General features: G+C 68.9%; 14 protein-coding genes and 1 tRNA gene. 5 read left to right on the top strand and 10 right to left on the bottom strand.

Translation table 11 applies throughout. The annotated features are described in order from the left end of the window. Positions 1 to 108: 108 nt before the first annotated feature. Complete coding sequence (gene thiE, locus RF646_RS02330; RefSeq protein ID WP_270255796.1) at positions 109 to 771, top strand: thiamine phosphate synthase; 663 nt, start codon at positions 109 to 111, stop codon at positions 769 to 771. 173 nt (positions 772 to 944) lie between these two features. Here the strand turns inward: thiE and RF646_RS02325 are convergent, their stop codons facing one another. The 9 genes from RF646_RS02325 to RF646_RS02285 all read right to left on the bottom strand — a co-directional run bounded on the left by RF646_RS02325 (position 945) and on the right by RF646_RS02285 (position 13,288). After that, positions 945 to 1,361 (bottom strand): thiol-disulfide oxidoreductase DCC family protein, encoded by a 417-nt coding sequence (locus tag RF646_RS02325; protein WP_239319218.1) that lies wholly within the window; start codon positions 1,359 to 1,361, stop codon positions 945 to 947. Next, on the bottom strand, positions 1,358 to 2,209 hold the full coding sequence (locus RF646_RS02320; protein WP_368835090.1) for a PhzF family phenazine biosynthesis protein: 852 nt from the start codon (positions 2,207 to 2,209) through the stop codon (positions 1,358 to 1,360). The genes RF646_RS02325 and RF646_RS02320 overlap by 4 nt, the downstream gene beginning before the upstream one ends. Before the next feature lie 139 nt (positions 2,210 to 2,348). Then, positions 2,349 to 3,413 (bottom strand): putative glycoside hydrolase, encoded by a 1,065-nt coding sequence (locus RF646_RS02315; RefSeq protein WP_368835089.1) that lies wholly within the window; start codon positions 3,411 to 3,413, stop codon positions 2,349 to 2,351. Then, positions 3,410 to 5,134 carry a GT4 family glycosyltransferase PelF gene (pelF, locus tag RF646_RS02310; RefSeq protein WP_368835088.1) on the bottom strand — a complete coding sequence of 575 codons (1,725 nt, stop codon included), beginning with the start codon at positions 5,132 to 5,134 and terminating at the stop codon, positions 3,410 to 3,412. The genes RF646_RS02315 and pelF overlap by 4 nt, the downstream gene beginning before the upstream one ends. A 141-nt stretch (positions 5,135 to 5,275) precedes the next feature. Beyond that, positions 5,276 to 6,694: a hypothetical protein gene (locus tag RF646_RS02305; protein ID WP_368835087.1), complete on the bottom strand. Its 1,419-nt coding sequence runs from the start codon at positions 6,692 to 6,694 to the stop codon at positions 5,276 to 5,278. A 453-nt stretch (positions 6,695 to 7,147) separates the two neighbouring features. Beyond that, positions 7,148 to 7,224 (bottom strand) — tRNA-Pro (locus RF646_RS02300). A gap of 97 nt (positions 7,225 to 7,321) precedes the next feature. Continuing rightward, a complete protein-coding gene (locus tag RF646_RS02295; protein ID WP_368835086.1) occupies positions 7,322 to 10,219 on the bottom strand; it encodes an FAD-binding and (Fe-S)-binding domain-containing protein in 2,898 nt (965 codons plus the stop codon). 10 nt (positions 10,220 to 10,229) lie between these two features. Next, a complete protein-coding gene (locus RF646_RS02290; protein ID WP_144932590.1) occupies positions 10,230 to 11,147 on the bottom strand; it encodes a metallophosphoesterase in 918 nt (305 codons plus the stop codon). After that, on the bottom strand, positions 11,147 to 13,288 hold the full coding sequence (locus tag RF646_RS02285) for a transglycosylase domain-containing protein (RefSeq protein WP_167318097.1): 2,142 nt from the start codon (positions 13,286 to 13,288) through the stop codon (positions 11,147 to 11,149). Before RF646_RS02285 ends, RF646_RS02290 begins: the two co-directional genes overlap by 1 nt. 125 nt (positions 13,289 to 13,413) lie before the next feature. Between RF646_RS02285 and RF646_RS02280 the strand changes: the two genes are divergently transcribed. The 3 genes from RF646_RS02280 to RF646_RS02270 are packed head-to-tail and all read left to right on the top strand — an operon-like array spanning position 13,414 to position 15,025. Continuing rightward, a complete protein-coding gene (locus tag RF646_RS02280; protein ID WP_035965209.1) occupies positions 13,414 to 13,608 on the top strand; it encodes a DUF4177 domain-containing protein in 195 nt (64 codons plus the stop codon). Positions 13,609 to 13,628: 20 nt separating this feature from the next. Further along, positions 13,629 to 14,108 (top strand): RidA family protein, encoded by a 480-nt coding sequence (locus RF646_RS02275; protein ID WP_085106203.1) that lies wholly within the window; start codon positions 13,629 to 13,631, stop codon positions 14,106 to 14,108. A gap of 2 nt (positions 14,109 to 14,110) precedes the next feature. Continuing rightward, on the top strand, positions 14,111 to 15,025 hold the full coding sequence (locus tag RF646_RS02270; RefSeq protein WP_131332364.1) for a hypothetical protein: 915 nt from the start codon (positions 14,111 to 14,113) through the stop codon (positions 15,023 to 15,025). Positions 15,026 to 15,138: 113 nt separating this feature from the next. On the opposite strand, the gene RF646_RS02265 is transcribed toward RF646_RS02270, so the two are convergent. Further along, positions 15,139 to 15,816 (bottom strand): Crp/Fnr family transcriptional regulator, encoded by a 678-nt coding sequence (locus RF646_RS02265; protein WP_085106205.1) that lies wholly within the window; start codon positions 15,814 to 15,816, stop codon positions 15,139 to 15,141. A 251-nt stretch (positions 15,817 to 16,067) separates the two neighbouring features. Between RF646_RS02265 and RF646_RS02260 the strand changes: the two genes are divergently transcribed. After that, complete coding sequence (locus RF646_RS02260; RefSeq protein ID WP_064846629.1) at positions 16,068 to 17,252, top strand: MarP family serine protease; 1,185 nt, start codon at positions 16,068 to 16,070, stop codon at positions 17,250 to 17,252. Positions 17,253 to 17,606: the final 354 nt, after the last annotated feature.

The raw sequence follows: 17,606 nt of genomic DNA, 5'->3' as shown, positions 1-17,606 counted from the left end.
ACGGCCCTGCCAGTCTAATCACCCCTAGCTGTGGAACGCAGGGGGACTTCGCGGCGGGCTGATCGGGCGAGGTGTCCGCGGGCGCGCGGTTCGTGCCACGATGGCCGCATGGGACACACGAGCCAGACGGGTACCGGGCGCCGCGCCGCCCTTGAGAACGCGCGACTGTACGTGTGCGTCACGGCGCGCCACGAGCGCGGTGACCTGCGCGAATTTCTGCACGCCGCGTACGAGGGCGGGGTGGACATCATCCAGTTGCGGGACAAATCCCTCGAGGCTGCCGCGGAGATTGAGGCCATCGAGGTGCTCGCCGACGTCGCCCGTGAGCACGGCGCACTCTTCGCCGTCAACGACCGCGCGGACGTCGCGCTGCTCACCGGCGCGGACGTGTTCCACGTGGGCCAGGGCGATCTCACCACCGCGCAGGCTCGGCGGGTCCTGGGGGACGACGTGGTGATCGGGCGGTCCTGTCACTCCCCGGCCCAGGTGGACGCCGCCGTGGCCGACGCCGGGCTCGACTACTTCTGCACCGGGCCCGTGTGGGAGACCCCCACCAAGCCGGGTCGCGCGGCCGTGGGGCTCGAGCTGCCGCGCTACGCCGCTCAGCACGCGGGGGACAAGCCCTTCTTCGCGATCGGCGGGGTCGACACCGCGCGGTTGCCGTCCGTGCTCGACACGGGTGCCTCGCGCATCGTGGTCGTGCGGGCCGTGACCGATGCGCAGGACGTCACCGCGGCGGCGCGGGCGCTGCGGGACACGCTGCCCGGGTGAGACTCGATCTTTGAACGCGGTGGAGCGGCGGCGCCGCGGTGGGATGGCACCGCTCGGGTGGCGACGTGTTCGGTGGGGTGGTGCGCGTCGGGGCGGAGTCATGGAGTCATGGCGCCGCAGTGTCTTGCCGTCGCGCGGGTGGCACGGCTCGCTCGGTACGCGGAGCGGAACCGTTACGGGGTCCCGCACTGCCCGGGGTGCTGCTGGCACCACGGGGTGACACCGGGGAACTTCCCCCGGTGATCGGCCACCCACCGGTACACGCGGTCCTGGACCCACCGCACGGGCGGTAACCGGTAGAACGGCTCGAACACCCGGATGCCCAGGGCGGTGTCCAGGGTCACGGCCACCGCGTGCGCCCCCGAGGATCGCTCACCGGAACGGGATAGGACGGCCCACACCGACGCGTTGCCCTCCGCATTCGTCAGTCCGAACCGCTCCAGTACGCCGGGGACCTGGTAGGCGTGCAGGGCGATCCGGTCATGGCGGTCCAGTGTCCGGGCCCATCCCACGCAGCGCGTGCAGAACCCGCAGTTGCCGTCGAAGACCAGGTGCAGGGACGCGCCCTGCTCGGTGCCCGGGGGGTTCACAGCAGCACCGTCCCGTCGATGCACGCGGTGCAGTGTCCGCCCACGAACACGTGGTCCCCGTCCGACGTCACGGTCACGAGGCCGCTGCGTCCCATGCGGGTGCCCTGTCGGGCGATGTAGTTCGCGGGCGCCCGGTCCGTACGGATGAGCCACTGGGCCAGGCTCGCGTTGAGGCTTCCCGTGACGGGGTCCTCGTACCCGCCGGTCCCACCCACGAAGGCGCGGACCTCGAACTGGTGCGGGCTGCTCTGCGGGTGGGGACCCACCACGCCGATCTTGGCGCCGTGGAGAGCGGGAAGGTCGGGCTCGATCGCCAGGACGTCCTCGGCGCCGGCCAGAAGCAGCGCAGCCCAGCCGGGGCCGTTGTCGACCCACTGATGGGCGACGACCTGCTCGTCCCGCAGGCCCAGGGCCGCGGTTACGCCCCCGAGCAATTCCGGGCCCAGGTCTCCCGTGCGGTCGGTGGGTGGGGCCTCGAAGGTCAGTGCGCCGTCGTCGGAGGGGCGGATCCGCACGAGGCCCGCGGCGCATTCCTGGACGATGACGTCCTTGGCACGCGCGGTGTTGCCCGCGGTGAGCCATGCGTGGGCCGAGCCCAGGGTGGGGTGACCGGCGAACGGCAGTTCACGGTCCGGGGTCCAGATGCGCAGCCGGTAGTCGGCGTCCGGGTCCGTGGGTGGGAGCACGAACGTGGTCTCGGACAGGTTGGTCCAGCGCGCGAAGCGGGCCATGGCGTCGTCGGTGAGATCGGTGCCATCCAGGATGACCGCCACCGGGTTGCCCAGATAGGGCTCCCGGGAGAAGACGTCGACCTGGGTGAACGGGCGCGGACGAGGTATTGGGCTCATGGGGTGATTCCATCACGATGCGCCGACGGGGTGTCACCTCGCGCCCGGGCCTCACACGGCGCGGCCAGAGACAACATGTCCGGCGCACACGCGTGCCGGACGGGCGTCCGGCACGCGATGCCCCGCACCCCCGGTGGGCTCACCCCCGCCGCAGCACCACCCCGCGGCGGGGCTGCAGCACCAGGTGGGACCCCGCCGCCCGACCCCGGACGTCGACCATGCCGCGCGGCACCCGGACGCGGCGGCGTCGTCGGCGGTCGGCGTTGAAGTTCACCGCGGCCCAGCCGTGCGTGAACTCGCGCCACCACGTGTGACCGCGGCGCACGGGGTCCTGCACCGGCGCGCCGAGATCCCAATCGAGCTGCGCGGTGTGCTGGGTGCGGCTGTAGTCGTCGTGCGCCGTGGCCGCGTACGCGCCGCGGCCCGCCCCGAAGATCCAGAACGCGGCCAGACCGTACTCGACATTGGGGTGGTCGTCGTCGCCGTCCGTGGGCACCCGCAGGATGCTGATGCCCGGCCCGTCCGCCTGGGGCAGCTGCGCCTCGGTGGTCTCCGGGTCGAACAGGTCCACCGGGCTGAAACCCAGCCACACCTCCTCGAATCCGCCGCCGTAGGCCGCGTGGCTCGCCCAGCGGCCGGGCTCGCGCCGCGATTCCGCGATGTTCGGGACCAGGATCTTACCGACCTCGTTCAGAGCCGTGCCCGCGGCATGCACCAATTCGCCCGCGCCGTCGCGGAAATCCGCCATCGTCCGGGCATGACGGATGGGCAGGTCCAGGCCGTAGTAGTCGTCGAACACGTCGTTGTCCGCCATCACGCCGTCGAACGGCGAATCCCGCAGCTCGGCCACGACGTTGCGCACCCAGCGCTCGCGGTACTCGGGCGACCACACGGTCATCTGCCAGTGTCCGCCGTAGCGGGCCCACTCGATGCGTTCACCGTCCAGGCGCCGCGCGAACCACCGGTCCGGGGCCTCGGCGTACGAGACCCCGGAACTGTGGATCGGGCCCGGTTCGTAACTGCGGGTCGAGGACAGGCACTTGTAGCACAGCACCGTCATGTCCGGGCGGCGCCGTTTGAGGTCCGCGGCCGCCGCCGTCTCCCACGGCTGCAGGATCGCCGCCCGGTAGTGCTGCGCGGCGAAGTCGAGCTGCTCGGAGCTGATCGGGCCCCCGTACCGGATCCAGGCGCCGACACCGCTCACTCGCCCGCGCCCGCCAACGGCGCCTCGAGCGCCGGTTGACGCAGGTCCGAGTACTCGAAGTTGCGCTTCTCACCCATGTTGCCGAGCATCCGGTAGATCTTGTTGTAGGAGGACATGACCTCGTGGAGCTGGAAAAAGTCCTCCACGCGGCCGCGGGCGTTGGTGCTGTAGGAGCGGTAACGATCCACGTTCCCGATCACGGCCTGGACCTTGTCCGCCATGGCCACGATGTCACCGGGTGCGAGCAGTTCACCGCACGGTCCCCACGTACGGCCGTCGGGGGTCACCAGGTCGTCGCCCACGAGCTGGCTCATGCCACCCACGTCCGAACCCACGGTGGGGATGCCCGCGGCCATGGCCTCGAGCACCACGATCGGCTGGCCCTCGTTGTAGCTCGGGAGCACCAGGAGGTCGAACCGGTCGAGCATGTCCCGCACGTTCACGGTCCCGTGGATGGTCACGAGGTCGTGGAGGCCCAGGGCCTCGATCTTCTCGAGGCACGCCTCGTAGTACTCGGGCACATGCTCGGTGGGGCCCAGGACGTCCAGGTGGATGTTGGGGTACCCGCGATCCCGCAGGATGTCCATGCTGGAGAGCAGATCCATGAGTCCCTTGATGGGCACCACGCGGGCGATGTACACGAGTCGCCAGGTGTGCTCCTCCGGGGACTGCGCAATGCGCTCCACCGCGGCCTGGCGAGCGTGGTACTTCTCCTCGAACTCCTCGATGATCATGCCGTTGGGCAGCACCACGGACTTGTCCACGTCCGCGCCCAGGCTCGCGGCCTCCGTGATGGCCGTGGGGTAGAGGTAGGTCACGAGCTCGGCGCTCGGGTAGCAGAAGTGCCCGATCTCGATCCACCACGCCATCCACGCCCGGTCCTCGGCACTGACGTCAAACGTGCGGTAGTCCTCGGACGTGATCGACAGCGCCATGTTGCGGTCGAGCAGGGTGTTCACGGTGTCGCGCACGTACAGGTTGTGCTCGGTGAGCAGGAACGACGTGCCGTGATCGCGCGCGGCCGCGGCACCCAGCAGGGACGCGTAGCCGGTCGTGTGCGCGTGGTACACCCGGGCCCGGGGCATGGTCTCGCCCAGGATCGCGTGGGCCAGGGAGAAGAATCCGCGCAGCAACCAGAACGATTCGGACAGGGAGAGCCCGAGCTGCGGCATCCGCTCCGTCAGCGCATGCAGGAACTCGCGGGAGCCCAGCACGGCCCACAGCGGGTACTGCCGGGTGCGTTCATTGAGCCCCTCGTCGATGAGCTCCCACAGTGGCTCGGTGTCCCGGGCACCGGCCAGGGCGTAGATCGCGTCGAAGATCCGGTGGGACAGCACCGTGCGCTGCTCAGCGGTCATGCCCAGATCCTTGGGGCGCACGGACATGAAGTCCTCCCGGTGCTCCTGCATGCTCAGGTAGACCACGCGGACCCATTTCACGTTCTCGGGCATGGAGTAGAGGTCCTCCTGGGGTGCCTCGGAGTCCCAGGAGATGTGGATGATCCCGTAGCTCAGGTCGGGGTTCCCCGTGACGATGTCGTGGACGACCGCCGAGACCCCGCCCTTGAGGAAGGGGTAGGTGGATTCCATGACGATGGCGACGTCCACGTCCTCGTACTGCTTCTGGCGCTGTTGCGCGGCGGGGGACAGACGGGTGGGTTCCGCGACGGCCACGGACTTGGTGGCGCGGTGCTTGGCGTGTGAGCGCGTGAAAGGGTACATGTCAACTATTCCTCACGGGATGAAAGGGTCCGGGGTCGCAATGTGGCGACCAGCAGGGACGTGCAGTGGGGGCCGAGACCGGGCAGGACTGCGCCCGGGCGCGGCGGATGCGCTTGATAGGAAGCGCTTACGTGGACTGCGTTACCAGGACGTGGCGTGGCGCCAGAAAAGGGTGTACTCGGGCTGGGCCCAGTGACGCTTGTACAGTGCCCAGGCACCGGCGACCAGCACCAGGTCCGCGAGCAACAGGAGGGCGTACGCCCCGTTGGTGGAGAACACCGCGAACGCGAGGATGCTCACGACCAGGTGCACCGCACCCAGGGCCTGGGCCGTGATCTTCTCCCCGATGTAGTCCAGTTCGTAGCTCAACAGGGTGAGCATCATGAACGTCCATGAGGCCACGGCCACGGTCACCGCGAGGAGGACGTGGTGGGGCTGCAAGCCGCCCAGTAGCAGGGCGGCAGCCAGGGTCAGCACCATGCCCACCGCGCCGGTGCGCAGGACGGAGCGGTCCACCACGTAGCTGAGCAGCGTGGAGCGGGAGGCCAGCACGGGCAGTGTTTCCTTCTCGATGGCCCGGTGCAGTCCGCTGACGGCGCGGTCCACGTGCGGGGCCATGTTGACGAAGTAGAAGTTGTAGGCGAGCACTGCGGGGAGCATGGCCATGAACACCACGATCACCTGGAAGGCCCCGTCCGTGGCCAGGAACAGCACGAACTTGTCCGCCCACAACACCGATCCGAGCAGCAGTCCGCGCAGGGCGTCCGCGGCGAAGTTGCGTTGGTCCAGGCGTTCGAAGACCCGCACGTGGGACAGCTGACGGCCCATTGCCGCGATCTGGGTGGCCGCGGCGACCAGGGGCGGAAGGATCCACACGGTGGGAACCACGGCCAGGGCCAGGGCGTAGGCGCCCCATGCCACGGCCCATAGGCCGCGGCGTTCTCCCACGTTGGCGAGGACCAGGGACTGTACGAACAGCACGTGCGCGCCCAGCAACAGCAGGTAGGCGCCCATGGCCTGCCAGGACCAGCCGGTGGCCAGCCACAGCGGCAGTGCGAACAGCGCGGCGAGCGGGAGGGTCTGCAGGAACATGGCAGGCCATACCTCGCAGAAGCACCGGGTGATCTTCTGCATGTCCCGCTCGGCCATGAGTTCACCGATCGCGCGGTACGCGGGCATGCACGCGGCCTGCGCGAGCCAGGGCACGGTGATGGACGAGGCCAGGACCACGTGGGTCAGTTGGACCTCACCCACGGTCGCCTCCGCCATGCGCGGGCTCACGAGCGGGAAGACGATGTTCAGGAAGATCACCGGCGAGAGGTAGAGCAACAGCTCCACCCCGCCGCGGGAGCTCCCGGCGGGTTCCGATGCGTGCTCGGCGCCCACCGGACGGGAGCCGCGCAGCACCAGGAATGCGGTGAGCAACACCAGCAGTCCGCCCGCGATGACCAGGACCTCGGCGTGTGAGCCTAGGAGTTCAAGCACCACGGGGACCAGCCCCGTGAGCAATAGGGCCACGACGATCGTGGCGGTACGAGTGCGACTGAAAGAATCGTGCACCAAAGTTCTCAGAGCTGTCACAGCTGTCCCCCGGAGATCCTGGCACTTCCCGTCAGCCCCCGCTGACGAGAATTCCCCCATGCAAATGATGTGAAGGCGATGAGGCCAGTTCCGCTGTCGCCGCAGTGAATATATACAGTTCATGTGTGCACTAGCAAACCAGCAGATGAATTGTGTCTGAACCGGAGGGGCTTGTCGTCAGTGCTTGTCATCGTGGAGTTCACCGGCGCACCGGGGGCTGATGGCGGATTACCGGTTAGCTACGCGATCATGACCGGAATGTATATCGATTCAGATAGTGAATGATTATGCATAGGTTTCTCTGTGCCGCTGCCGAGTATCGCCGGGCCGGAACATGTCCCGCGAAGAGGCTCGGAATGGGTTTCCGGGATCCGGGTCCGTGGGGAAATGCAGAACACCCGGACCCACGATTCGTGGGTCCGGGTGTTCATGTGGTCGGGATGACAGGATTTGAACCTGCGACCTCGTCGTCCCGAACGACGCGCGCTACCAAGCTGCGCCACATCCCGATGTCACACGGCAGAGCCGCGAACAACTGCTCCAGCATAGCGGCAGCACGGGAGGAATGTGAAATCCCCGAGTCACCGAAAACGTCCGAGCGCGGTGTCAGCGGCTGACCCGCTCCAGCACCTGCAGGACGTGTTCGTAGGGTTTGCCCGTGGCCTCGGTCATGCCTTGCTCACACGTCCGATTCAAAGATGCATATGCATCAAAGTCTCCGGCCTGTACCTCCGCCGCCTCGGGAGCCGTGGCGGCCGCCGTGAGCTCGGGATGCAGCATGCCGCGGTCGCCCGCGTACCCGCAGCACCCCCACGCGAAAGGAACGGTGGCGTGTTCGGCACATGCGCCAGCCACGCGCAAGAGGTGATCGTTGATCCCCAGTTGCACGGACGAGCACGTGGGGTGCACCGCGAGCGCGCCCACGGGCGAGGACACGGTCAGCCGGTCCAGCACGTTCTCGGCCACGAACTGCACCGCGTCCACGAACCGCAGTCCGGCGTACCGGGGCGAGTTCGCCGCTAGTTCTCGCATGGTGACGAGCCCCTCGGTGCACGAGGAGGCATCACACACCACCGGGAGTGTGCCGTGCTCGGAGGCCTCCCACAGGGTCTCGAGGGTCCGCCGGGACATGGTCTCGTATCCGGAGGGTAGGCCCTTGGACTTCCACGGCGTGCCGCAGCACGTGGAGGTGATGCCCTCGGGAACATGTACGTCCACTCCGGCGCGCTCGCACAACATCAGGAACGCCTCGGACACCGACGGTCCCTCCCCGTGCACCGTGCCGAACATGGCCCCGATGCACGCGGGGAAGAACACGGCCCGGGCGCGGTCGGCAGGGACATTCGCGGGCGCCGTCGTCAATCCGGCACGGGAGCGACCGCCCGCGGGCAGACGAGGGGAATAGCCGGGGACGGTGTCCGTCCCGAGCGCGGCGCGGGCCACCGACGTCGCACTGACCGGGAGCGCGGCGGGCATCCGCCGGGCCAGGGACAGCGCGAAGGCCGCACCAGGAACGGTCACGGGCCACGCCCGGGCGAGCCCCGCCCACACGAGGTCCGCGACCGCCGAACGATTCTCGCTCCGCAGCCTCCGGACCAGGTCACCCGTGTTGATGTCCACGGGACACGCGGTCACGCACATGCCGTCCACCGCGCACGTCTGCAGCCCGTCGTAGTCGAACTCGCGCCGCATCCGCCCGGCCAGCTCGTGCTCACCGCGCGCTTCGGCGTCCGCGATCTCGCGGCGCCCCACGATGCGCTGGCGCGGCGTGAGCGTGAGATCCCGGGATGGGCACACCGGCTCGCAGTATCCGCATTCCACGCACCGGTCCACCTCCTCCTCCACGGCCGGCGCGGTCTTGAGATCGCGCAGGTACGCGCGCGGGTCCTCGGTGAGGATCACCCCGGGGTTGAAGCGGTTGCCGGGATCGATCAGGGCCTTCAGCTCCACCATCACCGAGTACAGCTCGTCCCCGTACTGCCGCCGCACGAACGGGGCCATGATCCGCCCGGTCCCGTGCTCGGCCTTGAGCGAGCCCCCGCGGCCGAGGACGAGCTCCACCATCTCCTCGGTGAACTGCTCGTAACGGCGTAGCGAAACGGGATCATCGAACTGCTCGTTGAGCATGAAGTGGACGTTGCCGTCCTTGGCGTGGCCGAAGATCACCGAGTCCCGGTAGCCGTGGGCGTCGAAGAGTCCGGTGAGCTCCTCGCACGTGCCGCCCAGCTGGTCCACCGGCACCACCACGTCTTCGAGCAGCGCGTTGGTGCCCTGCGGTCGGTTGCCCGCCACGGTGGTGTAGAGCCCCTTGCGCACGGTCCACAGGCTCGCGCGCTCGCGGGGGTCGGTGGTCAGGGCCACCGGCCCGGCCAGCTCGAGCGCATCGAAGGTGGACGCCGCCGCCTCCGCCAGTTCCCGCACACCTGCCGCGGTGTCGTGCTGGTACTCCACGAGCAGTGCGGCCTGCTGGCCCACCGGGATGTCCATGATCGCGGGCGGCGCGAGTCCGGTGCGCTGCGAGACCGCCAGGGACGTGGCGTCCATCAGCTCCAGGGTGGCGCACTGCGAGCCCACCAGGTCCGGAACGGCACTCGTGGCGGCCACCACGGTGGGGAACACCAGCAGGCCGGTGGCCACGTGCGGGTGCACGGGCACGGTGCGCAGGGTCGCGCTCGCCACGAACCCCAGGGTGCCCTCCGAGCCGATCATGAGGTGCTCCAGGATGGCCACAGGGTCCTCGTGGTCCAGGAACGAGTTCAGTCCGTAGCCCATGGTGTTCTTCATGGCAAACAGTCGCTGGATGGTCCGCACGGACTCCGGATTGCCCCGCACTCGGTCCCGCAGCCGGAGCAGGCCCTCGAACAGGTCGGGCTCTCGGGCCCGCAGCTGCTCACCAGCATCCGGGGCGGCGGTGTCCAGCACCGTGCCGGAGGGCAACACGAGCACCATGGACTCCAGGGTGCGGTACGTGTTGAACTCGGTGCCGCACGCCATCCCGGAGGAGTTGTCGGCCACCACTCCGCCCAGCGTGCACGCGGACTCGCTGGCCGGATCCGGGCCCAGCGCCCGCCCGTGCGGAGCCAGCCGCGCATTGACCTGACGCACGGTGACCCCCGGTTGCACGCGCACGCGGGCACCCCGATCCAGGACCTCCACGCTCTTGAAGTGGCGGCGGACGTCCACGAGGATCTGGTCCGTGACGGACTGCCCCGACAGGGACGTGCCGCCCGAGCGCAGGGTCAGGCCAGCGTCCGTGTCCGCGGCCGCGGCGAAGATCCGCCCCACCTCGTGCGTGTCCCGTGGGCGCAGCACCGCGCGGGGCTGCATCAGGTAGTGGGAGGCGTCGTGGGCCACCGCGCGCCGCTCCAGCTCCCCGGTGACGACGACGCCGCTGCCGCACTCCCGTTCGATCCTCGCCACCGCGCGGTCCAGCGGAGAGTCGCTGGGAGCCGGGGCGGCGTCGTCGGGTCGGCGCGTGGGGAGGGGGAGTCGAATCGGTGCCATGGGAAGAACCTTAGTCCGTGAGCGTAACCAGAACGGCCTGTGGTGGGCAGAAAAGCCGCACCGGGGCGAAGCGGGACTCGCCCAGGCCCTGGGAGATGTTCACCGGGACGCCCCTGTGGGAGATCAATCCCTTGCACATCGCGGGATCCAGGTCGCAATTGCTCACCAGCGCGCGGCCCCCGGGGAGGCAGACCTGACCGCCGTGGGTGTGACCCGCGAAGACGATGTCCGCACCGTGGGCGGCGAAACGGTCCAGCGTGCGCACGTACGGCGCATGCGCCACGCCGATGCGCACGTGGGCCGGCCCGTCCTGCTCACGCGGGAAGCCCGGGTGCCGGTCGAGGCGCAGGTGGGGGTCGTCCACGCCGGAGAAGTCGATGACAGTGTCGGCAATGTTGAGCCGCTCGGCGCGGTTGATGAGCCCGGTCCAGCCGCGTTCGTCGAACGCGCGGTGCATGTCCTCGGTGGGCAACCGCGGGGCCTCGTCCGATTTCTCGCCGCTCGTGGTGCGCCACAGGTAGCGCGCGGGATTCTTGGGCTGCGGCGCGAAGTAGCAGTTGGACCCCGGGACGTACACACCGGGGAACGCGAACAGCGGCTCCAGGATCTCGAGCAGATACGGCAGGGCGCGCAGGTGCGAGAGGTTGTCACCCGTGTCGATCACGAGGTCCGGGCGCAGTGCGGCGAGCGAGTGCACGAAACGCTTCTTGGCCTCCTGCCCGGGCACGGTGTGCAGGTCGGAGATGTGCAGGATCCGCACGGGCCGGGAGCCCTCCGGGAGCACACGCACCGTCTCCTGGCGCAGTTGGAATCGACGCCGCTCCCCGAGTGAGGCCCACGCGAGCGTCCCGGCGCCAGCGGCGAACAAGCCCGCTCCGGCCGCGGCGAGGGAGCGGGCGACCGGGGCGGATGCGGTGGAGTCCGCCACTACTTGCGCGCCGACATCACGCTGGGCGTCGGCGAGGAGAACCGGGAGGTGTCGTAGTCGGGGGCCACGGTGCGCATGTAGTTCTGCCACTGGCCACCCGCGTACGTGGCACCGTCCACCCACTCGGTACCCGAACCGCCGGTCCGCCCGCCGATGCTCAGGCCGTTGAGGGAGCGGGAACCGAACTCGTAGTTACCCACCCACGAGGCGGTCGCGAGGCCCTTGGTGTAGCCGAGCATCCAGGTCTGGGTCGAGTTGTCGGTGGTGCCGGTCTTGGCGGCGGAGGCATCCGGCAGCCCGATCGAGCGCTGGTACCCGGAACCGCGCACGAGCACCTGCTTGAGCACCTCGTTCACGCCCTGGGCCACCTCCTTCTTGATCACCTGCTGGCAACTGTCACCGGGGACGTCGTAGTTCTTCCCGGTGTAGTCCACGACCTTGGTGACAGCGCGGGGCTCGCACATCACGCCGTCGTTCGCAAAGCCGGAGAAGGCACGCGCCATTGTCATGGGGGAGATGTCCACCGAACCACCCAACAGGGAGGACAGGACGGTGGTGTCCACGGGATCACCGGTCTTACCGTCGTGGATGCCCATGGCCTTGGTTAACTCACCGATCTCGCACAGGTCCAGGTCCGCGGCCATGGCGTACAGCGCCGAGTTGATGGAGTTGTAGATGCCGTAGTCCACGTCCATGACCCGGTCGTATCCCTCGGTCGCGTTCTGGAAGCTGAACCCGTTGCCGTCATCACCCGGTTCGATCTTGTACCCGTTGGGCAGGCACGAGGCCTTCCAGCGGAAGTCCGCGGGATAGTGCAGACGACGCGCGTCCACGCTCGCCTTGATGCCCTTGCCCGCGTTGATCCACTGGGCCAGGGTGAACGGCTTGAACGTGGAGCCCACCTGGAACCCACCGGCACCGCCCATGGAGCTGTCCACGTTGAAGTTGTACGTGGTGTTGGAGGTGCCCTCCGCGGCGGAGTAGTTGGTGTTCTGCGCCATGGACACGATGTGACCGTTGCGCGGCTCCAGGGAGACCAACGCCGTGGAGACGTTGTCCGGGTTGTCGTCCTTGGGCTGGGTCGCATTCACCTGGGTGTCCGCGGCCCGCTGGGCCTTGGGGTCCAGGGTGGTGGTGATCGTCAGACCACCGCGCTGCAGCGTGGCCAGGCGCTCCTCCGGCGTGGCACCGAACGAGTTGGACTGCATGACCTGGTTCTCCACGTAGTCACAGAAGTAGGGAGCGGTCCGCGCGGCCGAGCACCCGGAACTCGTGGGGTGGATGTCCAGGTTCAGGGGCTCGCGGGCCGCCTGGTCCGCTTGCTGCTGCGTGATCGCGCCGGTCTGCACCATGGTGTCCAGCACCACGTTGCGCCGCTGCACCGAGGCCTCCGGGTTGACCTGCGGATCGTAGTAGTTGGGGGACTGCACCATGCCCGCGAGCGTGGCGGCCTGCGCGATGCTCAGCTGGGAGGCCGGGATGCCCCAGTAGTACTCGGAGGCCGCCTGCACACCGTAGTTCTGCCCGCCGAAGAGCACGATGTTGAGGTAGCCCTCCAGGATCTCGTCCTTGGACTTCTCCTGCTCCATGGACAGCGCGAGCTTGATTTCCTTGATCTTGTCCACGATGCCCTTGTCCGCACCGATGGTGCTGGCCTGCTCGCCGGCCCGGACCTGCTGATCGATGATCAGGTTGTTCACGTACTGCTGCGTGACGGTGGAGGCACCCTGGCGGTTGCTGGGGCGCAACACGTTATTGCCCATGGCACGCACGATGCCCCAGGGGTCCACACCGCCGTGGTCGTAGAAGTCGCGGTCCTCGATGGACAGCAGCGCCTTCTTCATGTTGGGGGAGATCTGGTTCAGGGAGACCGGTTCCCGGTTCTGCGCGAAGAACGTGGCGATCTCGGAACCGTCCTTGGCCACCACGGTGGAGGAACGGGAGAGGGGGCCCATTTCCATGTCCGCGGGAAGGGACTTGAACCAGCCGATGGACGCGTTGGCGGCCAGTCCGGCGGCCGCGGCGGGGGGAACGAGGAGTCCGGCCGCCACCACCCCGGCAACCACCGACACGGCGATGAACGCCACGATGTTGCCCAGTACCGAGGTGGGCTCGGAGCCCGAGTTGTTGCGTGATGCCATTGGGCCAGTCTATAGGCCGGGTCCTGTGCGAATCGTGTACCGGTGAGGGGGGCACACGGCCCGCGAACCTCGTGCGGGAACGCTCCCGGCGCGCTGCGGGGGGCGGGACCAGTAGTGTGGTGGCCATGACCACATGGGAATACGCCACCGTTCCGTTGATGATCCACGCCACCAAGCAGATCCTGGACAACTGGGGTGAGGACGGCTGGGAGCTCGTGACCGTCCTGCCCGGCACGCAGGCCGCGGACACCCCCGCGGGCAACGTGAACGCCCCCGTCCAGACCAACCCGATCGCCTACTTCAAGCGGCCCAAGAACTGACCCGCGGGGAAGAGGACATCATGGACAAGAGCTACGAAGACCGGCTCGCGCAGCTGGGTCTGGAACTGCCGGACGTGGCCCGGCCGCTCGCGGCCTACGCCCCGGCCGTGGTGAGCGGGAAGCACGTCTACACCGCAGGCCAGCTGCCGCTGGTGTCCGGGTCACTACTCGAGACCGGCGTGGTGAGCGATTCCGGCGCCGAGGGGACCGTGTCCCCGGAACGGGCCGCCGAGCTCGCCGAACGCTGCGCGCTCAACGCCCTGGCCGCGGTGAAGTCCCAGATCGAGGACCTGGACCGGATCCAACGCATCGTCAAGGTCACGGGTTTCGTGGCCTCCGCGACCGACTTCTACGGTCAGCCCGCCGTGGTGGACGGCGCGTCCACCCTACTGGGCCGGGTGTTCGGGGACGCCGGCGTGCATGCCCGCTCCGCCGTGGGTGTCAGCGTGTTGCCGCTGAACTCCCCGGTGGAGGTCGAACTGATCGTCGAGTTCCACTGACGATGAGCGGGGGCCGCGGGAACGAACGCATCTTCGCGGTGCCCCGCGCCTATTCCACGGCCGCCCGGGCCTGGATGGAACGGGGGTTGGGGCTGCACGGTTCCGCCCCCCGCCACGGCGCCGCCACCGTGTTCGTGCGGGACGGCGAGCACGGCGTGGAGACCCTCATGCTCCACCGCCCGGGCCGCCAGTCCATGGGCACGCTCTCGTTCCCCGGCGGGGTGTGCGAGACCAGCGACGACGAACCCCTGGACTGGCACGGCCCCACCCCCGCGCAGTGGGCCCACAAGGTGCTCTCGGAGGACATCGGCCGCACGCGCCGCAGCGTGGTGGCCGCCGCGCGCAAGGTGTTCGTGGAGACCGGGATCCTGCTCGCGGGAACCCCGGGTCACGGTGTCGCAGAGAGCGTGGACGGCGCGGACTGGATGACCTCGCGGGAACGGCTGGCAGCAGAGGAGTTCTCCTTCGCGGACCTGCTGGCCAAGCGCAGTCTCACGTTCCACAGCGAATGCCTCCGGCCGCTGTCCCACTGGATCACCTCGGACTTCATCCACCAGCGCGTGGACCTGCAGTTTTATTCGGCGGCCGTTCCCGTGGGCCAGCGCCCCGTGCCTCTGGCCACGCAGCGCGGTGTGGCGTGGCTCGATTGGGTGGACGCGCGCGCCCTGTTCGAGGACCCGTGGTCCACACCGGTGCCGGAGCTGTTCCGGCGCCAGTCGGAGGAAGCCAGCCTCACCGACGACCCCTGGCACTTCGACCTCAACGAGCTCACGACCCCCGGGGTGCAGTGCGCCCTCGAGGCGGTTGCGCACGCCGGCTCGGCAGTGGCGTTCCTCGCGGCCCGGCGGGACCTGCGGGTCAAGAGTCCCCGACTGGATCTGCGCGACGGCGAACCCGTCCTCGTCCTGGACGAGTAACCTCCCGGGTGGGTCGCGTCCCGCGCGCCCTCACGCACCCCGTACGCATCCCGTGTGAAAGGCGACGGCGCCCGTGGCGGGTGCCACGAGCGCCGTCGGCGGAAGAACCGGTGTCAGCGGGAGCGCTGCTTGAGGCGCTGCAGGTCCAGGATGACCACGGCGCGCGCCTCGAGGCGGATCCAACCGCGCTGGACGAACTCGGCCAGGGCCTTGTTCACGGTCTCGCGGGAGGCACCCACGAGCTGGGCGAGTTCCTCCTGGGTAAGCTCGTGCGCCACCAGGATGCCGTCCGTGGCGGGGCGGCCGAACCGGTCCGCGAGGTCCAGCAGGGCCTTGGCCACGCGGCCGGGGACGTCCGAGAACACTAGGTCCGCGAGGTTCTCGTTGGTGCGGCGCAGGCGCCGGGCGAGCGCCTGCAGCAGCTGCGCGGAGACCTCGGGGGAGCGCTGGATGACCTTGCGCAGGTTCTCGTGCTTGAGCCCGTCCAGGCGGGTCTCGGACACGGCGGTCGCGGAGGTCGAGCGGGGGCTGGGGTCGAACAGGGCCATCTCGCCGAAGATCTCACCGGGACCCATGACGGCCACGAGGTTCTCGCGACCGTCGCTCGCGGTGCGCCCAAGCTTCATCTTGCCGGAGACGATGAAGTAGAGCTGGTCCCCCGGATCACCCTCGTAGAACAGGGTGGCACCGCGGGAGAGGTTCACCTCGGTGATCTCCTCGGTCAGAGCGGCGAACGCCTCATCGTCCAAGGAAGCGAACAGCGGAGCGCGGCGTAGGACGTCTGTATCCAAGGTAAAACTCCTCACGGATTGCGGATGAGCCCGGACAGGGGCACATGATCTGAGTACGTTCCATCGTAACGAATTTCACACCGCCCGGGTCCACCCCGGTGGTTATGCCCGGTGTGAACGCGCTGCGAATTCCGGGTGTTCCCGCTCGTGTTCATCCACCGTTCACGATCCACGATTTACCCAGCCCCCCACCGTATGCTCGGCTGAGCACGCACCCGATCCCCGCGTGTTCCCCCTCCGTGAGGACTTCGATGACTCTGTCCCTGAACATCCTGGACGTGCTGCTGATCGTGGCGCTGGTGGCGTATCTCGTCGCAGGGCTGAGCCGAGGGTTCTTCCGCTCGTTCGCGTCCCTCGTGGGGCTAGTGCTCGGCGCCGTGGTGGCGTTCTGGGCCGGCCCCGTGGTGTCCGCGTACGTCTCGGACGAATGGCGGATCCCGGCCGTGCTGCTCACCGTCCTCGTGGCCCTGGCCCTGGGTCAGTGGCTGGGGTCGATCGCGGGTAACGCCCTCGCGCGGATCACCGAGAGGACGGGACTGGGGATCCTGGACCGCGTGGGCGGCGGGGTGCTCAACGTGGTCGTGGCCGCCCTGGTCATGGGGCTCGTGGGTTCGCTCGTGGGTCAGCTGGGCCTTCCCGCACTGTCCCAACAGGTCGCGTCCTCGCAGGTGCTGCGCGGTATCGAGCGGGTCACCCCGGAGCCCGTGCGCCAGGCCATGACACAGACCCGCAACGCGATCAGCGGCGCCCAGGGCATCCGGCAGCTGGACGAACTGCTCTTCCCGTCCCAGGCCGCCCCGGACCCCACGGACACCCCGGACACCCAGAGCGTCGCGGACGCGGGCCAGTCCGTGGTCCAGGTCTACGGCACGGCCGCCCAGTGCGCCCAGAACCAGACGGGTTCGGGATTCGTGGCGCAGCCCGGCACGGTGGTGACCAACGCCCACGTGGTCGCGGGCGTGGACCAGCCCGTGGTCCAGACGCGCGACGGTCGCGTCTACCGTGCGCAGGCCGTGCAGTACGACGCCGCGTCCGACCTCGCGGTGCTGCGCGTCCCCGATCTGCCCGAGGCACCCCTGGCCCTGCAGGGTTCGGTGACGAGCGGACAGACCGTGTCCTTCGCGGGCTACCCGCTGGGTGGTCCCTATACGCTGCGCCCGGCCACGATCCAGGGTCAGGCGGTGGCCCCCGTGCAGAACGTGACCACGGGGCAGACCCAGACCCGCAGCATCATCCAGATCGCGGGCAATGTGGAGCAGGGCAATTCGGGCGGTCCGCTGCTCAACGCGGACGGTGAGGTCGTGGGCGTGGTCTTCGCCAAGGCCGTCACGGACCAGGTGGGGTATGCGATCCCCGTGGCTCGTGTCACCGAGATCCTCGCCGCGGCGGGGGACTCCACGGAGTCCGTCCCCACGGGTCAGTGCGTGGTGTCCTGAGCGGACATCCTGTCGGTAGCAGCTGAACACCGACAAGCAGCGGCTGAGCACCGATGACCGGCGGTCGAGCACGGACGAGCGGTGGCCGGGTACCGAGTGCGCCAGCAGGGAGGCGCGGTCCGGGGCCAAGAACGCATTCAGGGGATCACGCAGCGGGCGCAGGTCGTACTACACGTCGTGGAGGTACTGCGGTTGCCACAGGGCAGTGACGAACCAGTCCTCGTCCGCCATGCGCCGGTCGACCGTGTCGATGATGGCCCGCGGGTCACCGATCTCCTGGCGCCACCTCAGTACACCTCATGGCCGCCGGGCAACCACGCATCGGCGAACAGCTCCACGTCCCCGGCGGCGGCC

Origin of the sequence: Kocuria sp. CPCC 205261, from assembly GCF_040981025.1 — a bacterium.
Lineage (GTDB): Bacteria > Actinomycetota > Actinomycetes > Actinomycetales > Micrococcaceae > Kocuria > Kocuria marina.
This window is presented reverse-complemented; position numbering and strand designations above follow the sequence as displayed.